The sequence below is a fragment of the Bacillus nitratireducens genome (assembly GCF_036320425.1).
Taxonomy (GTDB): domain Bacteria; phylum Bacillota; class Bacilli; order Bacillales; family Bacillaceae_G; genus Bacillus_A; species Bacillus_A nitratireducens.
In genome coordinates, this window is sequence record NZ_JAUMJO010000002.1 from 11,671 (window position 1) to 36,661 (window position 24,991).

A 24,991-nucleotide genomic window follows, 5' to 3' on the forward strand; every position below is an offset into this window, starting at 1 on the left:
GGAGGTTATGAAAAATGGCAGAAGTAAAAGAAAAGCGCCATGAAGAGCTTGGCTTAAGTGATGAGCAAGTATTAGAAATGTTCCGTACGATGTTGCTTGCACGTAAAATCGACGAACGTATGTGGTTATTAAACCGTGCAGGTAAAATTCCATTCGTAATTTCTTGTCAAGGACAAGAGGCTGCACAAGTTGGAGCAGCGTTCGCTCTTGATAGAGAGAAAGATTATGCATTACCATACTACCGTGATATGGGTGTTGTACTAGCGTTTGGCATGACAGCTAAAGAGCTTATGTTATCAGCTTTCGCGAAAGCTGGAGATCCAAACTCTGGTGGTCGTCAAATGCCTGGTCACTTCGGTCAAAAGAAAAATCGTATTGTGACAGGTTCATCTCCAGTAACAACACAAGTACCACATGCAGTTGGTATTGCACTAGCTGGAAAAATGGAGAAGAAAGATTTAGTAACGTTCGTTACATTTGGAGAAGGTTCTTCAAACCAAGGTGACTTCCATGAAGGGGCAAACTTTGCTGGTGTACACAAACTACCTGTTATTTTCATGTGTGAAAATAACAAATATGCAATCTCTATTCCGGTTGAAAAACAATTAGCATGTAAAAACGTATCAGATCGTGCAATTGGTTACGGTATGCCTGGATATACAATAGATGGAAACGATCCGCTTGCAGTATATAAAGCTGTAAAAGAAGCAGCAGACCGCGGCCGACGTGGTGAAGGCCCAACTTTAATTGAAACAGTATCATATCGTTTAACAGCACATTCTAGTGACGATGATGATCGTGTTTATCGTGATAAAGAAGAAGTAGAAGAAGCAAAGAAAAAAGATTCAATTATAACATTTGCAGCTTATTTAAAAGAAGCTGGCGTGTTAACTGAGGAATCTGAAAAACAAATGTTAGACGAAATTATGCATATCGTAAACGAAGCAACAGAATATGCAGAAAATGCTCCGTATGCAGCACCTGAAGATGCATTGAAGCACGTATACGCAGAATAGGGGGGAACGTTTCATGGCTGTAATGTCTTATATTGATGCTATTACATTAGCAATGCGCGAAGAAATGGAACGCGATGAGAAAGTATTCGTTTTAGGAGAAGATGTTGGTAAAAAAGGTGGCGTATTTAAAGCGACACACGGATTATATGATCAATTTGGTGAAGATCGTGCGCTTGATGCACCGCTTGCAGAATCTGCAATCGCTGGTGTAGCAATTGGTGCAGCAATGTATGGTATGCGTCCAATCGCTGAAATGCAGTTTGCTGATTTCATCATGCCAGCAGTAAACCAAATTGTTTCTGAGGCAGCAAAAATTCGTTATCGTTCTAATAATGATTGGACTTGTCCAGTTACAATTCGTGCGCCATTTGGTGGGGGTGTTCACGGTGCGTTGTATCATTCGCAATCTGTAGAAGCGATGTTTGCAAACCAACCAGGTTTAAAAATTGTTATCCCTTCTACACCATATGATGCGAAAGGCTTATTAAAAGCTGCAATTCGTGATGAAGATCCAGTATTATTCTTTGAGCATAAACGTGCATACCGCTTAATTAAAGGTGAAGTGCCAGAAGATGATTACGTATTACCAATTGGAAAAGCAGATGTAAAACGTGAAGGTGATGATATTACTGTTATCACATACGGATTATGTGTTCATTTTGCTCTTCAAGCAGCTGAAAAGTTAGCACAAGATGGTATCTCTGCACACATTCTTGATTTACGTACTGTATATCCATTAGATAAAGAAGCAATCATTGAAGCAGCTTCTAAAACAGGTAAAGTTCTTCTTGTAACAGAAGACAATAAAGAAGGAAGTATTATAAGTGAAGTGGCAGCAATTATTGCTGAAAATTGTCTGTTTGATTTAGATGCACCAATTGCACGTCTTGCAGGCCCAGACGTTCCGGCAATGCCATATGCACCAACAATGGAAAAATTCTTTATGGTAAATCCAGATAAAGTTGAAAAAGCAATGCGTGAACTTGCGGAATTTTAATCGGGGGGACTATACATGGCTGTAGAAAATATTACAATGCCTCAGCTCGGGGAGAGCGTTACAGAGGGCACAATTAGTAAATGGCTCGTTAATGTTGGCGATCACGTAAATAAGTATGATCCGCTTGCAGAAGTAATGACTGATAAAGTAAATGCTGAAGTACCATCTTCTTTCACTGGTATTGTGAAAGAGTTAATCGCTGGTGAAGGTGATACGTTAGCTGTAGGTGAAGTAGTTTGCGTTATTCAAGTAGAAGGCGCAGATGAAGTAGCAGCAACAGCTGTTGAGGAAAAAACAAAAGAAGAACCAAAGGCAGAAGTAGCTACGCCTGAAAAGGCACCGAAAGCAAAACAACCAACTGATGGAAAACCACGTTTTTCACCAGCTGTGTTAAAACTTGCGGGTGAGCATAACGTTGATTTAGATCTAGTAGAAGGTACGGGAGCAAATGGCCGTATCACTCGTAAAGATATTTTAAAACTAGTGGAATCTGGAAATATTCCGCAAGCTGGTGAGAAAAAAGAGGAAGCGGTAGCAGCAGTAGTAGAAGCGCGTCCAGAAGCACCAAAAGCAGCGCCAGTAGCACAAAAAGTAGAAGCTGCGAAACCAGTTTCTGTACCAACAATGCCTGGCGATATCGAAATTCCAGTAACAGGTGTGCGTAAAGCAATTGCAGCGAACATGTTACGTAGTAAACATGAAGCGCCACATGCTTGGATGATGATTGAAGTAGATGTGACAAACCTTGTGTCATATCGTAATTCAATTAAAGGTGATTTCAAAAAGCGCGAAGGTTTTAACTTAACGTTCTTTGCTTTCTTCGTAAAAGCAGTAGCACAAGCGTTAAAAGAATATCCTCAAATCAATTCAATGTGGGCTGGCGATAAGATCGTTCAGAAGAAAGATATTAACCTTTCTATCGCTGTTGCAACAGAGGACGAACTATTTGTACCAGTAATTAAACACGCGGACGAGAAGACGATTAAAGGTATCGCTCGTGAAATTACAGAGCTTGCAGGAAAAGTACGTACGAAATCGTTGAAAGCGGACGAAATGCAAGGCGGAACATTTACAATTAATAACACAGGATCATTCGGTTCTGTTCAATCTATGGGTATTATTAATTACCCTCAAGCGGCTATTTTACAGGTTGAATCAATTGTAAAACGCCCAGTAATTATGGATAATGGTATGTTCGGTGCTCGCGACATGGTTAACTTATGTTTATCACTTGATCACCGTGTACTAGATGGCTTAATTTGTGGTAAGTTCTTAGGACGTGTAAAAGAAATTTTAGAAAATACGTCAGAAAATAATACATCTGTATATTAATAAAAAGCTCGCTTATGCGAGCTTTTTATCATCTTATTTCTTCATCTACATCCTACTATATGTACAAAACTTTTCCCAGTAATCTTACAATGAACGATTATGTATTAGGAATTTACGAAAATACATTGCTGATATATGGTATATAGATATAAAATAAGAAAAGAATAATTTTTTTTGGCAAATCTTACTGATGAAACTGTAGTATAATATATTGTATTGTATGAAAAAGAGAGTTATTCTATATAAGTGTTTTATAGATAATGTGTAATCAGTCGTCAAAACATGAAGAATGTTGACTCCTGGTTTTTTATTTTGCTGTAACAATGTTTCAGGAGGATGTCATGAAAAGAAGTACCGAGTTTCTAAGAAGTTTAGATGTAAAATTAATTTTAATTCTGTGTGCACTATGTGTTACGAGTATAGCTGCTATATATAGCAGTCAGCAAACTGGCCAATATGGAGAGGCAAACTTTGCGATGAAACAGGGTTTGAACTACATAATTGGAGTTATATTGTTACTGCTTGTTGCAAGCATCGACTTAGATCAATTACAAAAATTGTCTTGGCCACTTTATATCATTGGATTTGGTTCACTTATTCTGTTGAAAATACTACCGGTTTCCACTTTCACACCTGAAAAATTAGGTGCAAAAAGATGGTTTGTGTTTCCGTTAGTTGGACAAATTCAACCATCTGAGTTTTTCAAAATTTCATTGCTTCTCGTAGTAGCAAGTATAGCGGTGAAGCATAATGCACAGTATATGGCAAGAACATTCCAAACGGATTTACAATTAGTAGGTAAAATTATGCTAGTGTCCCTTCCGCCTATGGCTGTTGTATATAGCCAACCGGATACAGGGATGGTGTTCTTATATGCTGCTGCCATTGCATGTATTTTATTTATGTCAGGTATTCAGAAGAAATTGATAGCGTTATGTACAGTTATTCCGGTGACCGTATTATCTACGTTAATATTTATTTACGTAAGGTATGAGGATTTCTTCTTTAATAATTTAGTTACTTTACTAAAACCTCACCAACAGTCGCGTATTGTAGGTTGGTTAAATCCATTTGAAAATGCAGATCAAGGTTATCAAACGCAGCAATCGATTTTAGCTGTAGGTAGTGGAGGTATGGAAGGGAAAGGGTTTGGCGAAGGGAACGTCTATATCCCGGAGAAACATACTGACTTTATTTTCGCTACAATTGCCGAAGAAGGTGGATTTATAGTAGCAGCGTTAGTTGTATTCTTGTTCCTATTACTTTTATATCGAACAATTATCATCGGCTATTCTGCTGATAATTTATTCGGTACATTATTATGTGCTGGATCTATAGGTATATTAACCGTTCAAATATTCCAAAACATCGGTATGATCGTGGGATTAATGCCTGTAAAAGGTATCGCATTACCTTTCTTATCGTATGGGGGAAGTTCCTTATTCTCGAATATGATTATGATGGGGCTCATATTATCGGTACGGAAAACTTATAAAAAATATATGTTTTCAGTTAAGTAAAAAAAGCTGGTTCGTTTTTAAACGAACCAGCTTTTTTACATATATGCTCATAAACGTTGCAAACTAAAACAGACTAGCAGTTTGGGATGTAAGGAGTGCAAAATGATGCATATGCATATTTTTGAAGGAGCACGGCATCTTTCTAATGGCGAATGGGTTATCCGGGCGATTATAGCTTATATATTTTTAATTCTTGTTGCGAAAGCGATGGGGCAAAGGTCCATTGCGCAACTAAGATTTTTAGACGTTGTATTAGTGCTATTATTAGGAGGGAATATTTCTAACGCATTATCTGATGAAAAGGTTGGATTACTCGGTTCAATGATTACAACGTTCATACTCGTTGTATTACATATTGTAAGCTCTGTTTTAATGTTGAAATGGGATAGATGGAGACGCTTTTTAGAGCCAGCACCTATTATTCTTATACACAATGGTTCCATTGATTTTAGCAATTTGAAAAAAGCGAGAATTACGGTGGAATATTTATTTTCGGAACTTCGCATGCGAAATGTGAGCGATATTCAAACGATTAAATTAGCGTTATGGGAAGCGAGCGGTGTTGTTTCTCTATTTCAGTATCCAGAATATGAAGCAGTTTCGCGGCTTGATCTTAAAGTGGCGGGAAAAAAATCTCCAGTTTCTTTTGTATTAGTAAAGGATGGGAGGATTCAGCAAGATGTTCTTGCTTTATTAGGAAAAACAGAAGAGTGGGCGAGAAAATTTCTAGAGGAGAGTACAGAAGTCGAATCTATTATGTTAGCTACAGTAGATGAAGCGCATAAAATAAATATTTTGTTAAAAAAATGAAAAATATACGCATTTTGTCGTTTCATACATATGATACAATAGTGTGGACAACGAAAAAGGAGGCGATACGATGGGATATGTAGAAGAATTACGAAAAATAGTTGGTCATCGCCCTTTAATTTTAGTTGGTGCTGTTGTACTCGTTATAAATGAAAATGGATATGTATTATTACAGCAACGAACAGAGCCGTACGGAAAATGGGGGCTGCCTGGCGGGCTCATGGAACTTAGTGAATCACCAGAAGAAACAGCTTACCGCGAAGTATATGAAGAGACGGGGATAGAAGTGAAGAACTTACGATTAATTAATGTATTTTCTGGAGCGAACTATTTTACAAAATTAGCAAACGGTGATGAATTTCAATCTGTAACGACAGCTTATTATACCGATGAATATGAAGGGGACTTTGTTATGAATAAAGAAGAAGCGGTTCAGCTTAAATTCTTCCCAGTAACAGAACTACCTGACTATATTGTAGGATCGCATAAAAAAATGATTGGTGAATATATAAAAATCATGGGAAATAAGATATAATTTAATGAAAGAGATACAAAAACACAGTTCTGGTCGGTAGTCCAGACGCATGATTTCATGTCAGTAACCTTCCCCTCCGGGATGTCCAGTATTTCTAATTTTTTTAAAGGAGGGGCTGTCAATGGATTTGACAGTATATCACGATGGTCAATTTTTCGTAGGAATTATTACGCATAAAGAAAAAGGGAAATTGTATGGAGCAAGGTATATTTTTGGAATGGAACCTTCAGATGAAGAAGTACTTATATTTGTGAATGGTCCAATGTTAGCATATTTCCAGCACGTTGCAAAATGCGGTGTGGAAGTGAAAGAACAACAGCGTCCCAAAAATATAAAACGTATCATACGACAAGCGGCAAAAGAAGTAAATGTAAAACGTTTTACTAAGGCACAAGAAGCGATTAGTTTATCTTATGAATTGTATAAGCAAGAAAAGAAAGTGCAGTCTAAAGAGAAGCGAGAAGCTGAAAAACAAAGAAGACGTTTAATTAAAGTACAAAAAGCAAAGAAAAAGCATCGTGGCCATTAAAAAAAGGTGTTAGAGCAAGGGCTCTAACACCTTTTCTATGCCTAAATACAAGTAAACTTACTTGTATTTCATAAACATTAACTGGTAAGATACAAATAGGTAGTTTTAGAGGAGGGAAAAGATTGATTAATTTTAACTTTTTTATGAATGATGTTGTCCGCCAAGCGCGTGAAGAGATTGTCTCTGCTGGATATACAGAATTGACGACGCCGGAAGCAGTAGAAGAAGCATTTAAAAGAAATGGAACAACACTTGTAATGGTAAACTCTGTATGTGGTTGTGCAGGTGGCATTGCTCGCCCTGCTGCTGCACATTCCGTACATTATGATAAACGTCCTAACCATCTTGTAACGGTGTTTGCAGGTCAAGATAAGGAAGCAACAGCAACAGCTCGTGAATATTTCGAAGGATATCCACCTTCTTCTCCATCATTCGCTTTATTAAAAGATGGAAAAATTGTAACAATGGTAGAACGTCATGAAATTGAAGGTCATGAACCAATGCAAGTTATTGCAAAACTACAATCTTATTTCGAAGAGAATTGTGAAGAACTATAAATATAAGTGAAAAGGCGGTACGTCCACGATGAAGTGGGTGTACCGCCTTTTTATTTAATATTAAAATTTGTGGGACATGCATAGTTTCGTTATTTTATGCATTATTTTATACATTATAAACGTTGTTTATATTGTTATTTTATTTATTTTTATTTTATATATTGCATAAAAATGAAAGTGCTGATACAATACAAACATCGAATAAATATTCTATTAAACTTTTAAATATACATTATTAGGGGGAAGAAAGATGAAGAAGTTATTATCAATATCATTTGCACTTATTTTAATCGTAAGTATGTTCAGTGCTTGTAGTAATGGGGAAGAAAAGGCGGCGGATAGCAAAAATAAAAAAGTACTCGTTATGGGGACTTCAGCAGACTATAAACCGTATGAATACGTGGAAGCTTCAAAAAGTGATGAAATTATCGGCTTTGATGTTGATATTGCTAAATATATCGGAAAAGAACTTGGATACGAAGTGAAAGTGAAAGACATGGATTTTGGCGGATTATTAGCATCTCTTAATTCAGGAAAAGTTGATTTCGTTATGGCGGGAATGACGCCAACTGCAGATCGTAAGAATAATGCTGATTTCACAGATATATATTTTGTTGCTAAAAATATGATTGTTTCAAAAAAGGGCTCTAATATTAAATCGTTAGAAGATTTAAAAGGGAAAAAAGTAGGGGTACAAACAGGTTCAATTCAAGAAGAAAAGGCAAAAGAATTTCAGAAACAAGTCGATTTCAAAGCTGAGGGACGTGACCGTATACCAGAAATCGTACAAGAAATTAAAGCTGGTCGTTTTGACGCTGCAATTATAGAAGACACGGTTGCAAAAAATTATTTAGAAAAAATGAAAGAACTACAAGGAATTGAAATTCAAGAAGCACCAGAAGAAGTAGGTGCAGCGATTGCTCTTCCAAAAAATAGTGATAAAACAGAAGAATTTAATAAAGTAATTAAGAAAATGCAAGAAAATGGAGAGATGGATAAATTAGTGAAGAAATGGTTTGGCAGCGGAAAATAAGCTGCCTTTCACCTTTCTGTGAGGGGAATGAAAAGGATGAATCTAGATTTTTCGGCAATTACGCCTTCAATACCATATATATTAAAGGGCTTAGAAGTTACATTGAAAATTGTAGCTGCATCAGCTTTAGCAGGATTTATTTTAGGGACGTTATTAGCACTGTGCAAAATTGCTAGAATACGAGCATTAAATATTGCAGCAGATATATATACTTCAATATTTCGTGGTACACCGCTAGTATTGCAATTAATGATTATTTATTTCGGTGTTCCGCAAATGATTGGATATGAGATACCAGCCTTTTTAGCAGCTGTACTTGCATTTAGTTTAAATTCAGGTGCATATATGTCAGAAGTAATCCGTGCCGGCATTCAAGCGGTTGATAAAGGGCAAACAGAAGCAGCTATGGCTTTAGGGATTCCGTACAGTAAAATGATGAGAAATATTATTTTTCCTCAAGCTTTAAAAAATATATTACCAGCACTTGTAAATGAATTTGCGACTCTTACGAAAGAATCGGCTGTAGTAACTGTAATTGGAGCAACAGATTTAATGCGCCGTGCTTATATTGTAGGCGGTGAAACGTTTAAATATCTTGAACCATTACTGTTTGTTGGACTTATTTATTATATATTAGTAATTATTCTTACATTAGTCGGGAAAGCCATTGAAGGGAGAATGAAGAAAAGTGATTAAAGTTGAAAACCTTCATAAGTCATTTGGGAAAAATGAAGTATTAAAAGGAATTACGACAACGATTGAAAAAGGGGAAGTTGTTGCAATTATCGGACCGTCTGGATCTGGAAAGTCAACATTTTTACGCTGTATGAATGTACTAGAAGCACCGACAAATGGTCACATTTGGATTGGAACGGAAGAAGTAACGAATCCGAAAACAAATATTATGCACGTTCGTGAAAATGTCGGAATGGTATTTCAACATTTTCACTTATTCCCTCATATGACTGTATTAGAAAATATTACGTATGCTCCTATTAATGTAAAAGGAGTAACGAAGCAAGTGGCTGAGAAAAAGGCTCAGGAACTTTTGGATAAAGTAGGACTGCTTGATAAGAAAGATTCATATCCAAATCGTCTTTCAGGGGGACAAAAGCAACGTGTAGCAATAGCGAGAGCGTTAGCGATGGAACCAGAAGTGATGTTGTTTGATGAACCAACATCTGCGCTAGATCCAGAGATGGTGAAAGAAGTGTTAGAAGTTATGAAATCATTAGTTACGACAGGAATGACGATGGCAATCGTTACACATGAAATGGGATTTGCAAAAGAAGTAGCAGACCGCGTTCTCTTTTTAGATGGTGGAAAGCTTGTAGAAGATAGTGCGCCAGCAGAATTTTTTGCGGCACCGAAAAGTGAGCGTGCGCAACAATTTTTACAAAAAATATTGTAATATGTCAAGGTTACGTGAATAATAAGTAGAAAAGGATGACATTGTGTCATCCTTTTTTTATACTAACTGTAAATACGTTTATACATATAGGAGCAATGCTATGTTCAGAATTGGATACCGTACAGTAAAAACAGCAATAGGGACAGGCGTCGCAGTTTTTATTGCTCAGTTATTAGGGTTAGAATTTTATAGTTCAGCGGGTATTTTAGTTATATTATGCGTGCAAAATACGAAACGAAAATCCGTTCAAGTATCGTTGCACCGTTTTTTAGCTTGTGTATTATCAATGGTATTTGCGTTTTGTATTTTTGAAACGATTGGTTATACACCACTTGCGATTAGTGTATTACTACTTACCTTTATTCCGACTGCAGTTATGTGCAAAATTCAAGAAGGCATTGTCACGAGTTCGGTTATTGTTATGCATCTGTATTCATTAAAGCAAATTACATGGTCTATAGTTGGTAATGAAATTGCTATACTAACGATTGGAATTAGCGTCGCTTTATTAGTAAACATGTACATGCCAAGCAGTGAGAATAAACTGAAAGAGTATCAAGAAAAAATAGAAGAGCATTTCAGAACAATTTTGTTTGAAATGGTCGTTTATTTACGAAATCGAGATAGTAATTGGAGTGGAGCCGAATTAATTGAAACAGAAAGGATGCTGAAAGAAGCAAAAGATTTATCATTTAAAAAACTTGAGAATGAGTTTATGCGTGAAGATGACTATTATTATCGTTATTTTGATATGCGCATGCAACAATTTGAAATTTTGGAGCGCATGATACCATTAGCTGCGTCACTATCTTGGACGTATGAACAAGCCGATATGATTGCAGATGTAATTGAAAATATAGGGAACTCTATTCGTCCTGAAAGTACAGGGGTCATTTCGTTAAGACAACTTCAAGAAATGCGAGAATTATTTAGAGACATGCCATTGCCAGTTACACGTGAAGAATTTGAGATACGTGCGAAACTTGTTCAACTTGTGTATGAAATGGAGCAATATTTACTCATTAAAAGTCGCTTTAAGGGAAAGGATAATATAAAAGAACTTATATAGAAGGTAGGAATTACATATGCCGTATCTTCTCTCTTTCATATTATGTCTTTCTTTATCACCGATCTGGCCTCTTGGTGATAATCCGCGTACCGGAGATCCTTTTATTATTGTAAATAAAGCGACGAATAAGTTAGCTTATATTGACGATGGGAAAATCCAAAAGGTTTTTCCAGTAGCGACAGGAAAAACGAATGAATTAACCCCAGAGGGAACTTTTGATATTGTAATGAAAGCAAAGGATCCGTATTATATTGCGAAGGATATTCCAGGTGGATCACCGAAAAATCCACTTGGGTCAAGGTGGATTGGATTTAATGCACGAGGAACAGATGGGAGTAAATATGGAATACATGGAACAAACCAACCTAGTTCAATTGGAAAGTATATTTCACAAGGATGTATAAGAATGAAGAAAAACGATGTGGAGTATTTATTTGATCGTATTCCAATTGGAACGAAAGTATGGATTGTGAAATCGAAAAAATCATTTCAGCAATTGGCAAAAGAAAAAGGAGCCATTGCATATGAAAAAGCCGACACAAAAGTTGGCTTTTTCTTTTATTATAAGTTGTCTTGACATGTGTACATAACCATGCGTTAATGAAAATATAGAAAGATAAAGTGAAACTTTAATCAGTGGGAGGTTATTACCCGCTGATTATTAGTTGAACCAATCGGGCATTTACGGGCAGTTGATCTCTCGCCTAACTGCTTTGCCCTAGCCAAATTTTGAGGTGGGAGTCTTACTGCCCGTTAATGCGGGATAAAAATAGGTAAAGGGGTTGCTCATATGTACTTGAATCCGAGAATTTCTTATATGCAGTTTTTTGTGGGTTTTCTATTTGTTATTACATTCATATTGGCAACTTTTAATATATGTTCTTACGTTGTAGCGATTGTATTTATGGCATTACTCAATCTTACTTTTGTTATTGGGGCATTTCAGCAGAAACAATATACAAGCTTTGTAATAGCGCTTGTAATGGCTTTTTCCTTTAGTATTGTAGCAGTTGTACTATATATAAAATAAAATATTCATTAGAAGATAGACTATCTCGATTTCGAGATGGTCTATTTTGTATGTGTAAACAGTAAAAAAAGGACGAGTGAATCGTCCTTTTTACCAAAACATACTTGCGCCAGTAAGTAGTGTTGTTACAAGCATAGAAATTAGCATTATATAAACCATAATTTTTTGAGCTTTTTTATGCATCGTTAAACCTCCTTGCAAATCAGTACAATTTCATTGTAACGAGAAATGAAATTGTGGACAAGGGGAGAGAAAGGACAAAATTCGGGAAGGGGGTGCAAAATATAACAGGAAATTTGAGCATACGTAGAGAATATGTTAAAAGGTAGATTATTAGTTTTTGTTATGCAAGCATGAAGAATGGAGATACGATGATGAAAATATACGAAACAGAGCGTTTACATTTAAGGGAAATTGATGAGTCGTATGCGGAAAAAGTTCTTCAATATTACGACAAAAATCGTGATTTTTTAAAAGCGTGGGAAGAGTATAGACCGGATGATTTTTTTACGTTAGATTACCAAAAGAAAAAGTTACAAAAGGATAGAAAAGAGTTCGCGGAAGGTAAGATCATCAGGCTGTGGATTTTTAAAAAGGGTGATGATACAAAAATTATTGGATGCATTTCATTTAATCTAATTGTTCGCGGAATTTATCAATCTTGTGTACTTGGCTATAAATTAGATAAGGAAGAATTGAATAAAGGTTACACAACAGAAGCGCTTAGAAAAGCAATTCAAGTTACCTTTAAAGAATTTCATTTACATCGTATAGAAGCACCGATCATGCCGCGTAATTTAGCATCTATACAAGTAGTGACGAAAATAGGATTTCAATATGAAGGTGTATCTCGAAAAATGCTAATGGTTAATGGTGTTTGGGAAGATCATATGCGCTGGGTGTTGTTAAACGAGTAATAGAAGGCAGATGGGTATCTAGATGTATGAACCATCTGTTTTTTGTCTTGTATTTCGAAACTTTTGCGAAATTCTGTTATAATTAATATTGTTACATACATAATGGTAGTGCAGGAGGCGCAGTCTTATGATTAATCAAGAACGTTTAGTAAATGAATTCATGGAGTTAGTACAAGTAGATTCTGAAACAAAATTTGAAGCAGAAATTTGCAAAGTGTTAACAGAGAAATTTACTGCTTTAGGTGTAGAAGTATTTGAGGATGACACGATGGGCGTGACTGGTCATGGTGCAGGTAACTTAATTTGTACTTTACCAGCAACAAAAGACGGTGTTGATACAATTTATTTCACTTCTCATATGGATACAGTAGTTCCTGGTAATGGAATTAAGCCTTCTATTAAAGATGGATATGTCGTATCAGATGGGACTACTATTTTAGGAGCGGATGATAAAGCTGGTTTAGCATCTATGTTTGAAGCAATTCGTGTTTTAAAAGAAAAAAACATCCCTCATGGTAAAATTGAGTTTATTATTACAGTTGGAGAAGAATCGGGTCTTATTGGTGCAAAAGCGTTGGATCGCGAGCGCATTACAGCGAAATATGGTTATGCATTAGATAGCGATGGAAAAGTTGGTGAAATCGTAGTTGCAGCGCCAACACAAGCGAAAGTGAATGCGATTATTCGTGGGAAAACAGCGCACGCTGGCGTAGCACCAGAAAAGGGTGTATCTGCAATTACTATCGCAGCAAAAGCAATTGCAAAGATGCCACTTGGTCGTATCGATTCTGAAACAACTGCAAATATTGGGCGTTTTGAAGGTGGCACACAAACAAATATCGTTTGCGATCATGTTCAAATTTTTGCAGAAGCTCGTTCTTTAATCAATGAGAAAATGGAAGTACAAGTTGCAAAAATGAAAGAAGCATTTGAAACAACTGCAAAAGAAATGGGTGGTCATGCAGACGTTGAAGTAAATGTTATGTACCCAGGTTTTAAGTTTGCTGATGGAGATCACGTTGTAGAAGTTGCGAAACGCGCTGCTGAAAGCATTGGCCGTACACCTTCTCTTCACCAAAGTGGTGGCGGAAGTGATGCGAACGTAATCGCAGGACACGGTATCCCAACAGTTAACTTAGCAGTTGGTTATGAAGAGATTCATACAACAAATGAAAAAATTCCTGTTGAAGAATTAGCGAAAACAGCAGAATTAGTTGTAGCTATTATTGAAGAAGTAGCGAAGTAAGTAATAAAAAAGACGTGTGAACCAATTATGGTTTACACGTCTTTTTTTATTTTGATTCAATTGCTTTCACAAGGCGGATAAGCCAATATAAGAAGACCCACGGAAGTACATAAGTTGTTGTAAAACGTATGAAATGAGAGAAGATTCCTAAAGCGTAAATGTTAATGTTAAAAAGGGGAAGTAACAAATAATTAATTGCAAGGATTACTATAATAATAATAAATACATAATTGAGTTTATTATGTTGTTTCATAACGATTCATCTCCTTTACAATAATATCCATTTGTTACATACAGTATAACAAAAAATAGATAGAGAAAAGCCAATAATTATTATAACGTGTAAAGAAATTTGATATAATGAAAGAACAAATGTTCTTTGAGGGGTGAGTAGTATGCGAGAAATGTATCCGAAAAATGGTCGTGTTATTTTACATGTAGATATGAATTGTTTTTTCGCATCTGTTGAAATTGCTCATGACCCATCATTACAAGGAAAGCCATTAGCGATTGCCGGGAATGAAAAAGAGCGAAAAGGGATTATCATAACATGTAGTTATGAGGCGAGAGAATATGGAATACGTACGACGATGCCCTTATGGGAAGCAAAGCGATTATGTCCGCAATTAGTTGTGAGGCGTCCTAATTTTACATTATATCGAGAAGCTTCATTTCAAATGTTTCAAATTCTTTCCCGTTTTACAGAAAAAATACAACCGGTTTCTATAGATGAAGGGTATTTAGATATTACAGATTGCTATGCGCTCGGTACGCCCCTTGAAATAGCGAAGATGATTCAAGGGGCGTTATTAACAGAGTTACAGCTTCCGTGTAGCATCGGAATTGCTCCAAACCTTTTCCTAGCAAAAACAGCTTCTGATATGAAAAAACCTCTCGGTATTACCGTGCTTCGAAAACGAGATATTCCAGAAATGATTTGGCCACTTCCAGTTGGAGCAATGCATGGAATTGGAGAAAAAACAGCTGAAAAATTAAATGATATTCATATACAAACAATTGAGCAGTTAGCAAAAGGAAACGAACATATCATTCGCGCTAAAATTGGAAAGCACGGTGTTGATTTACAACAGCGGGCAAAAGGTATGGATGATAGGGAAGTTGATCCGGATCAAATAGGACAGCATAAAAGCGTTGGTAATTCGATGACTTTTTCAAAGGATATGGACGAAGAAAAAGAATTACTTGATATGTTAGACAGATTATCGAAATCAGTAAGCAAAAGGCTACAAAAACGAACGCTTGTTAGTTATAACATTCAAATTATGATTAAATACCATGATAGGCGGACGGTTACACGGAGTAAGCAATTGAAAAATGCAATTTGGGAAGAACGTGATATTTTTCAAGCGGCATCACGTTTATGGAAGCAACATTGGGATGGTGATTCTGTTCGCCTGTTAGGTGTTACGGCTACTGAAATAGAGTGGAAAACAGAATCGGTGAAACAATTAGATTTGTTTTCATTTGAAAAAGATGCGAAAGAAGAGCCGCTACTTGCTGTCATTGATCAAATTAATGATAAGTATGGAACACCGCTTTTACAACGAGGTAGCCAATTATTGCGTAAGCAAGAAAAGTCGTTTCAGCAAAAATTAGAGAATAAGTTTATGTAGAAGGTGTCATGGATTTAACTTTTCTTTTTTAGATGGAAGAGAGAATTCAACCATGCTTAGAAGCGGTCAAATCCTTTTTCGGGTTCATGCCAAGTTAAAACAAAAGGTATGGATATAAATAAAAAGCACTGATTACAGTGCTTTTTATTATAGATTATGAGATTGTATCATTTTCAAAAATAACAATTTCTGAACTGTTTGTTGTTGAAACGCGTTGTGCGTAATATGTTAAAGCTGAAGAAATATATGTTGGTAACGAATCATTTGTATGTGTTGTTGTATATTCATGGATTAATTCTTTCAAAGTCGTCCATTCTAATTGTGCTGGGTGATCAGACACGAAAGAACTTACCCAGCGATCAAATGAAGATGAAAAATCAGTTTGTAAACGAAATGCTTCTTTCATAATAAAACGCTCCCTTAAAATGTAGTATAATTATTTTAACATAAAACACGAACGATTGCTAAGTTTTTTAACTATAACGTTCGTGTTATATAGTTGTCTAGATGATTGGTTATGCAAATTCAATTTGCCATTTGAAATAACATTCCGTAAGATGAGAGATAGATTATATAAAGAGCTGGAGGAAAGAAAGTGGAATTTGTATTTTTAGGAACTGGTGCAGGTGTTCCTTCGAAAGGAAGGAACGTTTCAGCAATTGCTTTGCAATTGTTAGAAGAACGAGGACAGACTTGGTTATTTGACTGTGGTGAAGCGACTCAGCATCAAATTTTACATACATCTGTGCGCCCAAGACGCATTGAAAAAATATTTATTACGCATTTACATGGCGATCATATTTTTGGGTTGCCTGGTTTATTAGGAAGCCGTTCGTTTCAAGGTGGAACAACAACGTTAACGGTGTACGGACCAAAAGGAATTAAACAATTTATTGAAGTAGCATTATCAGTAAGTACGACACATGTGAAATATCCACTTGAAATCGTTGAGATAACGGAAGAAGGTACTGTGTTTGAGGATAATGAATTCTATGTAGAAACAAAAAGGTTATCACATGGAATCGAATGTTTCGGATATCGTATTGTAGAGAAAGATATACAAGGTGCTCTTTTAGTCGATAAGCTGCTGGAGATGGGTGTGAAACCCGGTCCACTCTTTAAACGTTTAAAAGATGGAGAAGTAGTTGAATTAGAAAATGGTACGATACTAAATGGAAAAGACTTTATTGGTCCGCCTCAAAAGGGAAGAATCATTACTATTTTAGGTGATACAAGATATTGTGAAGCGAGTAGAGAGCTGGCACAAGACGCTGACGTACTTGTTCATGAAGCAACTTTTGCGGCAGAAGATGAACAACAAGCGTACGATTATTTTCATTCCACATCTAAGCAAGCTGCGAGTATTGCACTACAGGCAAATGCAAAACGCTTAATATTGACTCATATTAGTTCTCGTTATCAAGGAGATACATATAAGGAATTATGGAAAGAGGCAAGAGAGCTATTTTCTAATACAGAAATAGCTACGGACTTGAAATCATTTCCAGTAGAAAGATAATAATGGCGTAAAAAAATGGTGACGAAAGGTTGCCATTTTTTTATTTCTAAAAAAATTTTAAAATAAAACTGTTATCATTTTATGTTTATATTGGATGAAACAGAAAGTTTTAATGATGTGAAGAGATAGGATAAAAATACATAAGACCGATTGTTTAGAAAAACTGTTATATAAGTCAGACGACATACGAGTGGTACAAATAGCAAAAACAGATTGTTATTCAGAACTTTTAAAATTCATTAAAAGTAAGCGTTTTATTAAAAACAAGCTATAATGAGGGCAGATTATAATTTAAGTGTAGGCTACATGCGTTTTAGCCATTTGTCGTAACAAGTGAAGTTGACTAAATCGTGAGAGAGCAACATGGAAATTATAATAGGAAGGATATTACTATTATTTGTACTAAGTCTTTTTTCACTTTTTAGCTTTAAAACACCAAAAGGTATGAAAGCAATGGGAGTTTCACTTGTTTATGCTATGCTTGTAAGGGGTTCTGTGTTAAACTTTGGATTGCTACCAGACTTTATTGTGGATTATCTTATATTATTTTTAAATGAAGGTAATGCTAAGTTTCTTATTTATTATGATAACTGGTATTATTTCAGGATATATTGCTTCACTGTTATTCAAAAACTATCCAATTCGTACAGCGGAACAAATTCGTGGTACGACTGGAACAGCAACCGATTCGGTAGCTTAATAGAATAGTAAAAAATTTTTTCATAGAGGTTTAGGGGGAGTTATGATGAAGTATCGCTCAGTATTTGATATTATTGGTCCAGTTATGATTGGTCCATCAAGTTCACATACAGCAGGCGCAGCAAGAATGGGGCAAGTTGCTCGCCAGCTGTTTCGTCATGAACCAGAAAGAGTAAGCATTTCATTATATGGATCATTTGCAAAGACGTATCGAGGACATGGTACGGATGTAGCGCTAATCGGTGGAATATTAGGATTTGAAACAGATGACTTACGTATTCCAGAGGCGCTAGACATAGCAAAAGAACGCGGAATTGAAGTGGAATTCATTGAGGAAGATGCAAATGCTCCTCATCCAAATACAGCGAAAATTCGTCTGTATAAAGGAGAAGAGGAAATTGAAGTCGTTGCTTGTTCAATCGGTGGTGGTAAAATCGAAGTTGTAGAATTAAATGGATTCGATCTTCAACTATCAGGGACGAGTCCAGCGCTACTTATTGTAAATAACGATCGCTTCGGTGCTATCGCAGCTGTAGCTTCAATCCTTGCAAAACACGAGATTAACATTAGTACAATGAGTGTTTCTCGTAAAGAAAAAGGAAGAAGAGCGCTTATGGTCATTGAAACAGATGAATTATTAGCAGATGAAGTAATCGCGGAAATAAATGGGCAACAAAATATTTGTCAAGTAACTATTATGGATTAATTGCAGGGGGGACACACCATGTTTCGGAACGCAGCGGAACTAGTGGCGCAAGCTAAAGAGCAAAATGTAAAAATCGCAGAAATTATGATTCAATGTGAAATGGAAACAAGAAGTATCACACGTGAAGAAGTAATTGCTGGAATGGAAAAGAACTTAGTCGTGATGGAACAAGCAGTAGAACGCGGTATTCGTGGTGTAAAATCACCAACTGGTTTAACTGGCGGGGATGCTGTGAAAGTCCAAGCGTATAGGCAGAGTGGAAAAGGCTTATCTGGAGATACGATTTTGGACGCAGTGAGTAAAGCTGTCGCAACAAATGAAGTAAATGCGGCGATGGGAATCATTTGTGCAACACCAACAGCAGGATCTGCTGGAACAGTGCCAGGTGTACTGTTTGCACTGCGAGAAAAATTACAGCCGACACGCGAAGAAATGATTGAATTTTTATTTACAGCAGGAGCTTTCGGTATGGTTGTTGCGAATAATGCTTGTATTTCCGGCGCGGCAGGAGGTTGCCAAGCTGAAGTAGGTTCGGCAAGTGGAATGGCAGCAGCGGCAGCAGTTGAGATGGCTGGTGGAACACAAGATCAAGCAGCTACAGCGATGGCGATTTCATTAAAGAATATGCTTGGTTTAGTATGTGATCCTGTTGCAGGGCTTGTAGAAGTACCTTGTGTAAAACGTAATGCAGCAGGAGCTGCGAATGCCATGATTTCAGCTGATTTATCATTAGCTGGTGTAACTAGTACAATTCCATGTGATGAAGTCATAGAGGCGATGTTTAGAATTGGACAATCGATGCCAGTAGCACTTCGTGAAACAGCAGAAGGTGGACTTGCAGCAACACCGACAGGTCGTCGTTTGCAAGAAGAGATTTTTGGTAAGAGTAATAAATAAAAGCATATCATATGATTAAAGTAAAAACGGAGCTCAAATAAAGTTGAGCTCCGTTTTTTATTTTTCTTTTGCTATTTTTTCTAATGTTTTTCCGAGATCGTGTGATCGTTTCGTTGCTTGTGTAATACAGGAAATTAATGTTTGTTGAAAATCATGCTCCTGTAACACTTCAATACCTGCTTCAGTTGTTCCACCAGGAGAAGTAATTTCTTTTCGCAAAATAGAAGGATGTTTTTCGCTTGCTTTTAGCATTTCAGCAGCGCCAATCATCGTCTGAAGAATAAGTGATTTTGCGATATCTTCCTTTAAACCAATTTTTTTTGCGGCCTCTTCCATCGCCTCTACTACGTAATAAATATAAGCTGGTCCACTCCCGGATAATGCAGTGACAGCATGCATATCTTCTTCTTCTACAACAGAGACGAGACCAATCGTTTCAAATAACGATGTTGCAATGCGAATATGTTCCTCCGTTGTGTGTTCTGAAGGTGAGATAGCGGTAGCGGATTTTAAAATGGCCGCAGATGTATTTGGCATTGCACGAATAATCGGAACGTCTTTTTGAAGTAGGTTTCTAATTGAATGAGTAGAAACACCTGCTAATAACGAAATAATAAGCAAGTCATTATGTATGTATTCTTTAAGAGGAATCATCGCTTCTGCGACATCTTTTGGCTTCATAGCTAGAAAAAGAATATTTGCATCAGCAAGTAATTCCTTTTTATTATGTGTACCTTTAACACCGTATTTTGTATGTAACTCCTGTAATCTGGTCTCGTTAGAACGATTACTTACAGTAATATGTTCCCCTTTAACAACATTTGCGTTTAATAAACCACCAATAATCGCTTCGGCAATAGAGCCTGCACCGAGAAAGGAAATGTTTTGAATAGACATGATGTTCCTCCTTTAAATTTGGTTAGAAATGCTTATAAATGTACATACATTCGTTTTTTTACGGAAAACACCTCTTTTTATCTGAAAATAATGACAAATTTATAGGGAAGTTGTAAACTGAAGAGGTATTCATTTTTGAACCGGAAAAAGACAGGGGGGCTAAGCATGACGGCGATTCATCGAATGGAGATTCCTGTTCCATTTGCAGTTGAGACAGTGAACGTGTTTTTAGTTGAGGGAGAAACATTAACGTTAATTGATACAGGGACAAATACAGAAGAAGCAAAGCAGGCACTAGAAAGTCAATTAGGTGCATTAGGGTATAAGATAGAAGATATTAAAACAGTAGTGATTACGCATCACCATGCGGATCATTGTGGACTTTTAAATACATTTTCTGAAAAAACAAAGATTATTGGACATCCTTGGAATGAACCGTGGATCACGCAGAATGCCGAATTTTTAAAGAGGTATCATGAATTTTTTAAAGAGACGGCCTTGCAGTTCGGCGTTCCAGCAGCATTTTTGAATGGTGAGGCGTTATTGACGACGAAGACACTTAAATATTCTTGTAATAGGTCGTTAACACATACTGTGAGAGAGGGAGATCGTATAGATTCGTTACCTGGATTTACAGTGATTGAAACCCCAGGTCATGCTTCCACTCATATTTCATTATATAGAGAATCAGATGGAATATTAATTGGTGGGGATGCTCTCATTAGTCATATTTCTTCAAATCCAATATTAGAACCACCATATGAAGGTCAAACAGAAAGAGCGCGTCCTTTATTGCAGTACAATCAAACGTTAAAACGTTTAAGTGAAATGAATATTTCACGTATTTTATCCGGGCATGGGGAAGATGTTCTGAATGTGAAACAACTTATTGAAACAAGATTACAAAAGCAAGAGACACGAGCTTTTAAAGTGCTGGAGCTATTAAAGGAAAAGCCAATGACAGCATTTGAAGTATGTGTAAAATTATTTCCGGTATTATATAAAGAGCAATTGCCACTTACTATCTCAGAAACTGTTGGACAATTAGACTTTTTAGCATATAATCAACAAGTGATGATTGATGAATCTTCACAACAATGGATTTATTATGCAAAGTAGGTGACAGCAATGACTGGACGTTTACAAGAAAAGGTAATCGTCATTACAGGTGCTTCTAGTGGAATTGGGGAGCAAGTTGCAATGCAGGTTGCGGAGCAAGGGGCGACGCCGGTATTAATGGCTCGAACAGAAGAGAAGCTACAAGCATTAGCAGACAAAATTAAAGCAACTTATAATACGCCTTGCTATTACTATGTATTAGATGTAAGTGAAGAAACGAAAGTACAATCTGTTTTTTCAAAGGTATTACAAGAAGTAGGACGTATTGATATATTGGTAAACAATGCGGGATTTGGTATTTTTAAAACGTTTGAAGATGCATCAATGGATGAAGTAAAGGATATGTTTCAAGTAAACGTATTTGGATTAGTAGCTTGTACGAAAGCGGTATTACCTTATATGGTAAAAAAGAACGAAGGGCAAATTATTAACATTGCTTCATTAGCTGGAAAAATTGCAACTCCGAAGTCGAGTGCTTATGCAGCAACAAAACACGCTGTATTAGGATTTACGAATAGTTTACGCATGGAGCTATCTAATACGAATGTTTTTGTAACAGCAATTAATCCAGGACCGATAGATACGAACTTTTTTGAAATAGCCGATCAATCAGGTACATACGTAAAAAATATGGGACGTTACATGTTAAAACCAACATATGTAGCAGAACAAATCGTAAAGGCGATGCAAACGAAAAAACGTGAAGTGAATTTGCCGAAGTGGATGGGAATGGGGCCAAAGCTCTACGCATTATTCCCAGGTTTATTTGAACGCGTTGCAGGCAAATCATTAAGTAAAAAATAGGAGATTTCCATATGGAAATCTCCTATTTTTTATTTTCCAGTCACATAATCGTAAACGATATCCTCAACAGCCTCGTATACATCAATTTCAGTATTTGAATGAATTATCATTTGAATATGTTTAATTAGCATTTCCTGATCCTCTTTTGAAACATGGTTACATTGATATTGCCGAAAACTTTTTATAATCATTTTCTCAATTAATTTTTTATTCATGTTTTTCCCCGCCTGTATGTATACATGTATTGTTTTATTGTACTTGAAGTGAAATGAAAATACTAATATGCACTGTTTTTGTATAAAAATCCACTCGTATATATTGTTTTCGTAGTGGAATTAATATTTCGAACTTTTTAAAAATTATAAATATTTAATTGACTTTATAATTATGCAATATTATAATCATACTTAATTTAAAGAATAGATATGAGGAGGAGCTTATGAAAGTCGCAATTATTGGAGCAACTGGATATGGAGGTATTGAATTAATTCGGTTATTAGAGCAACATCCATATTTTTCGATAGCATCTCTCCATTCTTTTTCACAAGTTGGTGAATTTATAACAAATGTATACCCGCATTTTCGAAATATTCTTGTCCATACGTTACAAGAAATTGATGCGGAGAAGATAGAGAAGGAAGCTGAAATTGTATTTTTAGCAACCCCAGCAGGAGTATCCGCAGAGTTAACTCCGAAATTATTAGCAGTAGGTTTAAAAGTAATTGACCTATCTGGAGACTTTCGTATGAAAGATCCTTTGACATATGAACAGTGGTATAAAAGGGCAGCTGCAAAAGAAGAAGTTCTTAGGAAAGCAGTATATGGGTTAAGTGAATGGAAAAGGTCCGAGATTCAAAATGCTAATTTAATTGCAAACCCAGGATGCTTTGCTACAGCTGCATTATTAGCGATATTGCCGTTAGTACGTAGCGGCATGATTGAAGAAGATTCAATTATTATTGATGCGAAATCAGGAGTATCTGGAGCGGGAAAAACGCCAACAACAATGACTCACTTTCCCGAGTTATACGATAACTTGCACATTTATAAAGTAAATGATCATCAACACGTTCCTGAGATTGAGCAAATGCTTGCAGAGTGGAATAGGGAAACGAAGCCAATCACGTTTAGTACACATTTAATACCGATATCACGGGGGATTATGGTTACACTTTATGCGAAAGTAAAACGAGAAATGGAAATAGAACAACTTCAAAAATTATATGAAGAAACGTATGAACGATCGACTTTCATTCGAATTCGCGCACAAGGAGAGTTTCCAAGTCCGAAAGAAGTGAGGGGCTCAAATTATTGTGATATGGGGATAGCTTACGATGAAAGAACAGGAAGAGTGACGGTCGTTTCTGTTATAGACAATATGATGAAAGGTGCGGCTGGGCAAGCGATTCAAAATGCAAACATAGTAGCGGGACTAGAAGAAACAACGGGTTTACAACATATGCCGCTTTATCTATAAGGGGGACATGATGATTAAAGTAGAGTCTATTACAAAATTAGAAAATGGTTCAATTGTAATGCCAAAAGGCTTTTCGGCAATCGGTACTGCAAATGGTTTGAAAAAAGAAAAAAGGGATTTAGGTGTAATCATTTGTGAAGTGCCAGCATCATGCGCCGCCGTCTATACAACAAATCAAATACAAGCAGCACCCCTGCAAGTAACGAAAGATAGTATAGCGGCTGAGGGGAAATTACAAGCAATTATCGTCAATAGTGGAAATGCAAATGCTTGTACGGGAACGAAAGGATTACAAGATGCATACGAGATGCGCGCATTAGGGGCGGAACATTTTGGAGTGAAAGAAAACTACGTTGCAGTAGCTTCAACAGGTGTAATTGGTGTGCCTTTACCGATGGATATAATCCGAAAGGGAATTTCGACTCTTACACCGGCGAAGGCAGTAAGTGAAGCACATTCTTTTTCTGAAGCGATTTTAACGACGGATCTTATAACGAAAGAAACTTGCTATGAGATGATCATTGATGGGAAGAAAGTGACGATTGCGGGTGTCGCAAAAGGTTCAGGGATGATTCATCCAAATATGGCAACGATGCTAAGTTTTATTACAACAGATATCAACATAGAGCATGAAGTATTGCAAACAGCATTATCACAAATAACGAATCATACATTTAATCAAATTACGGTGGATGGAGATACTTCTACAAATGATATGGTCATCGTAATGGCAAGTGGATTATCAGAAACGAAACCAATAACTATGGAACATAAAGATTGGGAAACTTTCGTATTTACTTTACAGAAGGTATGTGAAGATTTAGCCAAAAAAATTGCGCAAGATGGTGAAGGGGCTACGAAGTTAATAGAAGTAAATGTGCTAGGAGCTCTAACAAATGAAGAGGCAAAGAAAATTGCAAAGCAAATAGTCGGTTCGAGTCTTGTGAAAACAGCGATATATGGTGAAGACCCAAATTGGGGGCGAATTATTAGCAGTATTGGACAAAGTGAAGTAGAGATTAATCCGAATACAATTGATATTACTCTTCAATCTATCGCAGTGTTAAAAAATAGTGAGCCTCAAATGTTTTCTGAAGAGGAAATGAAAAAGAAATTACAAGAACATGAAATTACTATTGATGTGTATTTACATTTAGGAGAAGAGAACGGATCTGCTTGGGGCTGTGACTTAAGCTATGAATATGTGAAAATAAACGCTTGTTATCGTACATAAGGA

At 36.4% G+C, this 24,991-nt stretch carries 30 protein-coding genes; 25 read left to right on the forward strand and 5 right to left on the reverse strand.

Annotated elements, in window-relative coordinates:
• Positions 1–14 precede the first annotated feature (14 nt).
• The 14 genes from bfmBAA to Q3V31_RS06395 all read left to right on the forward strand — a co-directional run bounded on the left by bfmBAA (position 15) and on the right by Q3V31_RS06395 (position 11,839).
• Complete coding sequence (gene bfmBAA, locus Q3V31_RS06330) at positions 15–1,016, forward strand: 3-methyl-2-oxobutanoate dehydrogenase subunit alpha (RefSeq protein ID WP_000852551.1); 1,002 nt, start codon at positions 15–17, stop codon at positions 1,014–1,016.
• Positions 1,017–1,029: 13 nt separating this feature from the next.
• On the forward strand, positions 1,030–2,013 hold the full coding sequence (bfmBAB, locus tag Q3V31_RS06335; RefSeq protein ID WP_000290070.1) for a 3-methyl-2-oxobutanoate dehydrogenase subunit beta: 984 nt from the start codon (positions 1,030–1,032) through the stop codon (positions 2,011–2,013).
• A 15-nt stretch (positions 2,014–2,028) separates the two neighbouring features.
• Positions 2,029–3,345, forward strand: a complete 1,317-nt coding sequence (locus Q3V31_RS06340) for a dihydrolipoamide acetyltransferase family protein (protein ID WP_329763373.1) — start codon at positions 2,029–2,031, stop codon at positions 3,343–3,345.
• A gap of 341 nt (positions 3,346–3,686) precedes the next feature.
• Positions 3,687–4,865, forward strand: a complete 1,179-nt coding sequence (locus Q3V31_RS06345; RefSeq protein ID WP_000831205.1) for an FtsW/RodA/SpoVE family cell cycle protein — start codon at positions 3,687–3,689, stop codon at positions 4,863–4,865.
• 105 nt (positions 4,866–4,970) lie between these two features.
• Positions 4,971–5,675: a DUF421 domain-containing protein gene (locus Q3V31_RS06350; protein WP_000550950.1), complete on the forward strand. Its 705-nt coding sequence runs from the start codon at positions 4,971–4,973 to the stop codon at positions 5,673–5,675.
• A 70-nt stretch (positions 5,676–5,745) separates the two neighbouring features.
• Positions 5,746–6,210 carry an NUDIX hydrolase gene (locus Q3V31_RS06355; protein WP_000542546.1) on the forward strand — a complete coding sequence of 155 codons (465 nt, stop codon included), beginning with the start codon at positions 5,746–5,748 and terminating at the stop codon, positions 6,208–6,210.
• A 121-nt stretch (positions 6,211–6,331) separates the two neighbouring features.
• Entirely contained in the window at positions 6,332–6,739 is a 408-nt protein-coding gene (locus Q3V31_RS06360) for a YjdF family protein (protein WP_000366605.1), read from the forward strand.
• Between the two features lie 143 nt (positions 6,740–6,882).
• Positions 6,883–7,296 carry a BrxA/BrxB family bacilliredoxin gene (locus Q3V31_RS06365; RefSeq protein WP_002008492.1) on the forward strand — a complete coding sequence of 138 codons (414 nt, stop codon included), beginning with the start codon at positions 6,883–6,885 and terminating at the stop codon, positions 7,294–7,296.
• 250 nt (positions 7,297–7,546) lie between these two features.
• A complete protein-coding gene (locus Q3V31_RS06370; protein WP_000735468.1) occupies positions 7,547–8,329 on the forward strand; it encodes a transporter substrate-binding domain-containing protein in 783 nt (260 codons plus the stop codon).
• A gap of 36 nt (positions 8,330–8,365) precedes the next feature.
• Positions 8,366–9,025 carry an amino acid ABC transporter permease gene (locus tag Q3V31_RS06375; RefSeq protein ID WP_001046913.1) on the forward strand — a complete coding sequence of 220 codons (660 nt, stop codon included), beginning with the start codon at positions 8,366–8,368 and terminating at the stop codon, positions 9,023–9,025.
• Positions 9,018–9,740 (forward strand): amino acid ABC transporter ATP-binding protein, encoded by a 723-nt coding sequence (locus tag Q3V31_RS06380; protein WP_000598461.1) that lies wholly within the window; start codon positions 9,018–9,020, stop codon positions 9,738–9,740. The genes Q3V31_RS06375 and Q3V31_RS06380 overlap by 8 nt, the downstream gene beginning before the upstream one ends.
• Positions 9,741–9,840: 100 nt before the next feature.
• On the forward strand, positions 9,841–10,809 hold the full coding sequence (locus tag Q3V31_RS06385) for an aromatic acid exporter family protein (RefSeq protein ID WP_329763374.1): 969 nt from the start codon (positions 9,841–9,843) through the stop codon (positions 10,807–10,809).
• Between the two features lie 16 nt (positions 10,810–10,825).
• Positions 10,826–11,386, forward strand: coding sequence for a L,D-transpeptidase (locus tag Q3V31_RS06390; RefSeq protein ID WP_001146552.1), 561 nt, complete (start codon positions 10,826–10,828; stop codon positions 11,384–11,386).
• A gap of 213 nt (positions 11,387–11,599) precedes the next feature.
• Positions 11,600–11,839 carry a DUF3894 domain-containing protein gene (locus tag Q3V31_RS06395; protein ID WP_000281171.1) on the forward strand — a complete coding sequence of 80 codons (240 nt, stop codon included), beginning with the start codon at positions 11,600–11,602 and terminating at the stop codon, positions 11,837–11,839.
• Between the two features lie 90 nt (positions 11,840–11,929).
• Here Q3V31_RS06395 and prli42 read toward each other — a convergent pair whose 3' ends face one another.
• Positions 11,930–12,022 (reverse strand): stressosome-associated protein Prli42, encoded by a 93-nt coding sequence (gene prli42, locus Q3V31_RS06400; RefSeq protein ID WP_000549036.1) that lies wholly within the window; start codon positions 12,020–12,022, stop codon positions 11,930–11,932.
• Between the two features lie 188 nt (positions 12,023–12,210).
• Here prli42 and Q3V31_RS06405 point away from each other — a divergent pair, with 188 nt between their 5' ends.
• Positions 12,211–12,756 (forward strand): GNAT family N-acetyltransferase, encoded by a 546-nt coding sequence (locus tag Q3V31_RS06405; protein ID WP_033656621.1) that lies wholly within the window; start codon positions 12,211–12,213, stop codon positions 12,754–12,756.
• Positions 12,757–12,883: 127 nt separating this feature from the next.
• Positions 12,884–14,002, forward strand: a complete 1,119-nt coding sequence (locus tag Q3V31_RS06410) for a tripeptidase T (RefSeq protein ID WP_000609797.1) — start codon at positions 12,884–12,886, stop codon at positions 14,000–14,002.
• A 46-nt stretch (positions 14,003–14,048) separates the two neighbouring features.
• Here Q3V31_RS06410 and Q3V31_RS06415 read toward each other — a convergent pair whose 3' ends face one another.
• Entirely contained in the window at positions 14,049–14,255 is a 207-nt protein-coding gene (locus Q3V31_RS06415; protein WP_000809197.1) for a hypothetical protein, read from the reverse strand.
• 142 nt (positions 14,256–14,397) lie between these two features.
• On the opposite strand from Q3V31_RS06415, the gene Q3V31_RS06420 reads away from it, so the two are divergent.
• Positions 14,398–15,636, forward strand: a complete 1,239-nt coding sequence (locus Q3V31_RS06420) for a DNA polymerase IV (RefSeq protein ID WP_001208846.1) — start codon at positions 14,398–14,400, stop codon at positions 15,634–15,636.
• Positions 15,637–15,790: 154 nt separating this feature from the next.
• Here the strand turns inward: Q3V31_RS06420 and Q3V31_RS06425 are convergent, their stop codons facing one another.
• A complete protein-coding gene (locus Q3V31_RS06425; RefSeq protein WP_000656496.1) occupies positions 15,791–16,042 on the reverse strand; it encodes a DUF3932 family protein in 252 nt (83 codons plus the stop codon).
• A 189-nt stretch (positions 16,043–16,231) separates the two neighbouring features.
• Here Q3V31_RS06425 and rnz point away from each other — a divergent pair, with 189 nt between their 5' ends.
• From rnz to sdaAA, 4 genes are all read left to right on the forward strand, one after another.
• Entirely contained in the window at positions 16,232–17,155 is a 924-nt protein-coding gene (gene rnz / locus Q3V31_RS06430; RefSeq protein WP_000397460.1) for a ribonuclease Z, read from the forward strand.
• A gap of 562 nt (positions 17,156–17,717) precedes the next feature.
• Entirely contained in the window at positions 17,718–17,855 is a 138-nt protein-coding gene (locus Q3V31_RS06435; RefSeq protein WP_309442179.1) for a hypothetical protein, read from the forward strand.
• Between the two features lie 45 nt (positions 17,856–17,900).
• Positions 17,901–18,560, forward strand: coding sequence for an L-serine ammonia-lyase, iron-sulfur-dependent subunit beta (gene sdaAB / locus Q3V31_RS06440; protein ID WP_000877440.1), 660 nt, complete (start codon positions 17,901–17,903; stop codon positions 18,558–18,560).
• A gap of 18 nt (positions 18,561–18,578) precedes the next feature.
• The gene (gene sdaAA / locus Q3V31_RS06445; protein WP_000489468.1) at positions 18,579–19,457 is read left to right on the forward strand and encodes an L-serine ammonia-lyase, iron-sulfur-dependent, subunit alpha; all 879 of its coding nucleotides are present in this window, start codon (positions 18,579–18,581) and stop codon (positions 19,455–19,457) included.
• 57 nt (positions 19,458–19,514) lie between these two features.
• Here the strand turns inward: sdaAA and proI are convergent, their stop codons facing one another.
• Positions 19,515–20,354, reverse strand: a complete 840-nt coding sequence (gene proI, locus Q3V31_RS06450; RefSeq protein ID WP_329763375.1) for a pyrroline-5-carboxylate reductase ProI — start codon at positions 20,352–20,354, stop codon at positions 19,515–19,517.
• Between the two features lie 165 nt (positions 20,355–20,519).
• Between proI and Q3V31_RS06455 the strand changes: the two genes are divergently transcribed.
• Both Q3V31_RS06455 and Q3V31_RS06460 read left to right on the forward strand, forming a co-directional pair.
• Entirely contained in the window at positions 20,520–21,473 is a 954-nt protein-coding gene (locus Q3V31_RS06455) for an MBL fold metallo-hydrolase (protein ID WP_000125113.1), read from the forward strand.
• Positions 21,474–21,482: 9 nt separating this feature from the next.
• On the forward strand, positions 21,483–22,277 hold the full coding sequence (locus Q3V31_RS06460; RefSeq protein ID WP_000147785.1) for an SDR family oxidoreductase: 795 nt from the start codon (positions 21,483–21,485) through the stop codon (positions 22,275–22,277).
• 29 nt (positions 22,278–22,306) lie between these two features.
• On the opposite strand, the gene Q3V31_RS06465 is transcribed toward Q3V31_RS06460, so the two are convergent.
• On the reverse strand, positions 22,307–22,492 hold the full coding sequence (locus tag Q3V31_RS06465; protein ID WP_001035524.1) for a YqzH family protein: 186 nt from the start codon (positions 22,490–22,492) through the stop codon (positions 22,307–22,309).
• Between the two features lie 224 nt (positions 22,493–22,716).
• Between Q3V31_RS06465 and argC the strand changes: the two genes are divergently transcribed.
• Together argC and argJ are read left to right on the forward strand one after the other, a co-directional pair.
• On the forward strand, positions 22,717–23,754 hold the full coding sequence (gene argC / locus Q3V31_RS06470) for an N-acetyl-gamma-glutamyl-phosphate reductase (RefSeq protein WP_329763376.1): 1,038 nt from the start codon (positions 22,717–22,719) through the stop codon (positions 23,752–23,754).
• Positions 23,755–23,764: 10 nt separating this feature from the next.
• A complete protein-coding gene (gene argJ, locus Q3V31_RS06475) occupies positions 23,765–24,988 on the forward strand; it encodes a bifunctional glutamate N-acetyltransferase/amino-acid acetyltransferase ArgJ (RefSeq protein WP_329763377.1) in 1,224 nt (407 codons plus the stop codon).
• The last annotated feature ends 3 nt before the right edge of the window (positions 24,989–24,991 follow it).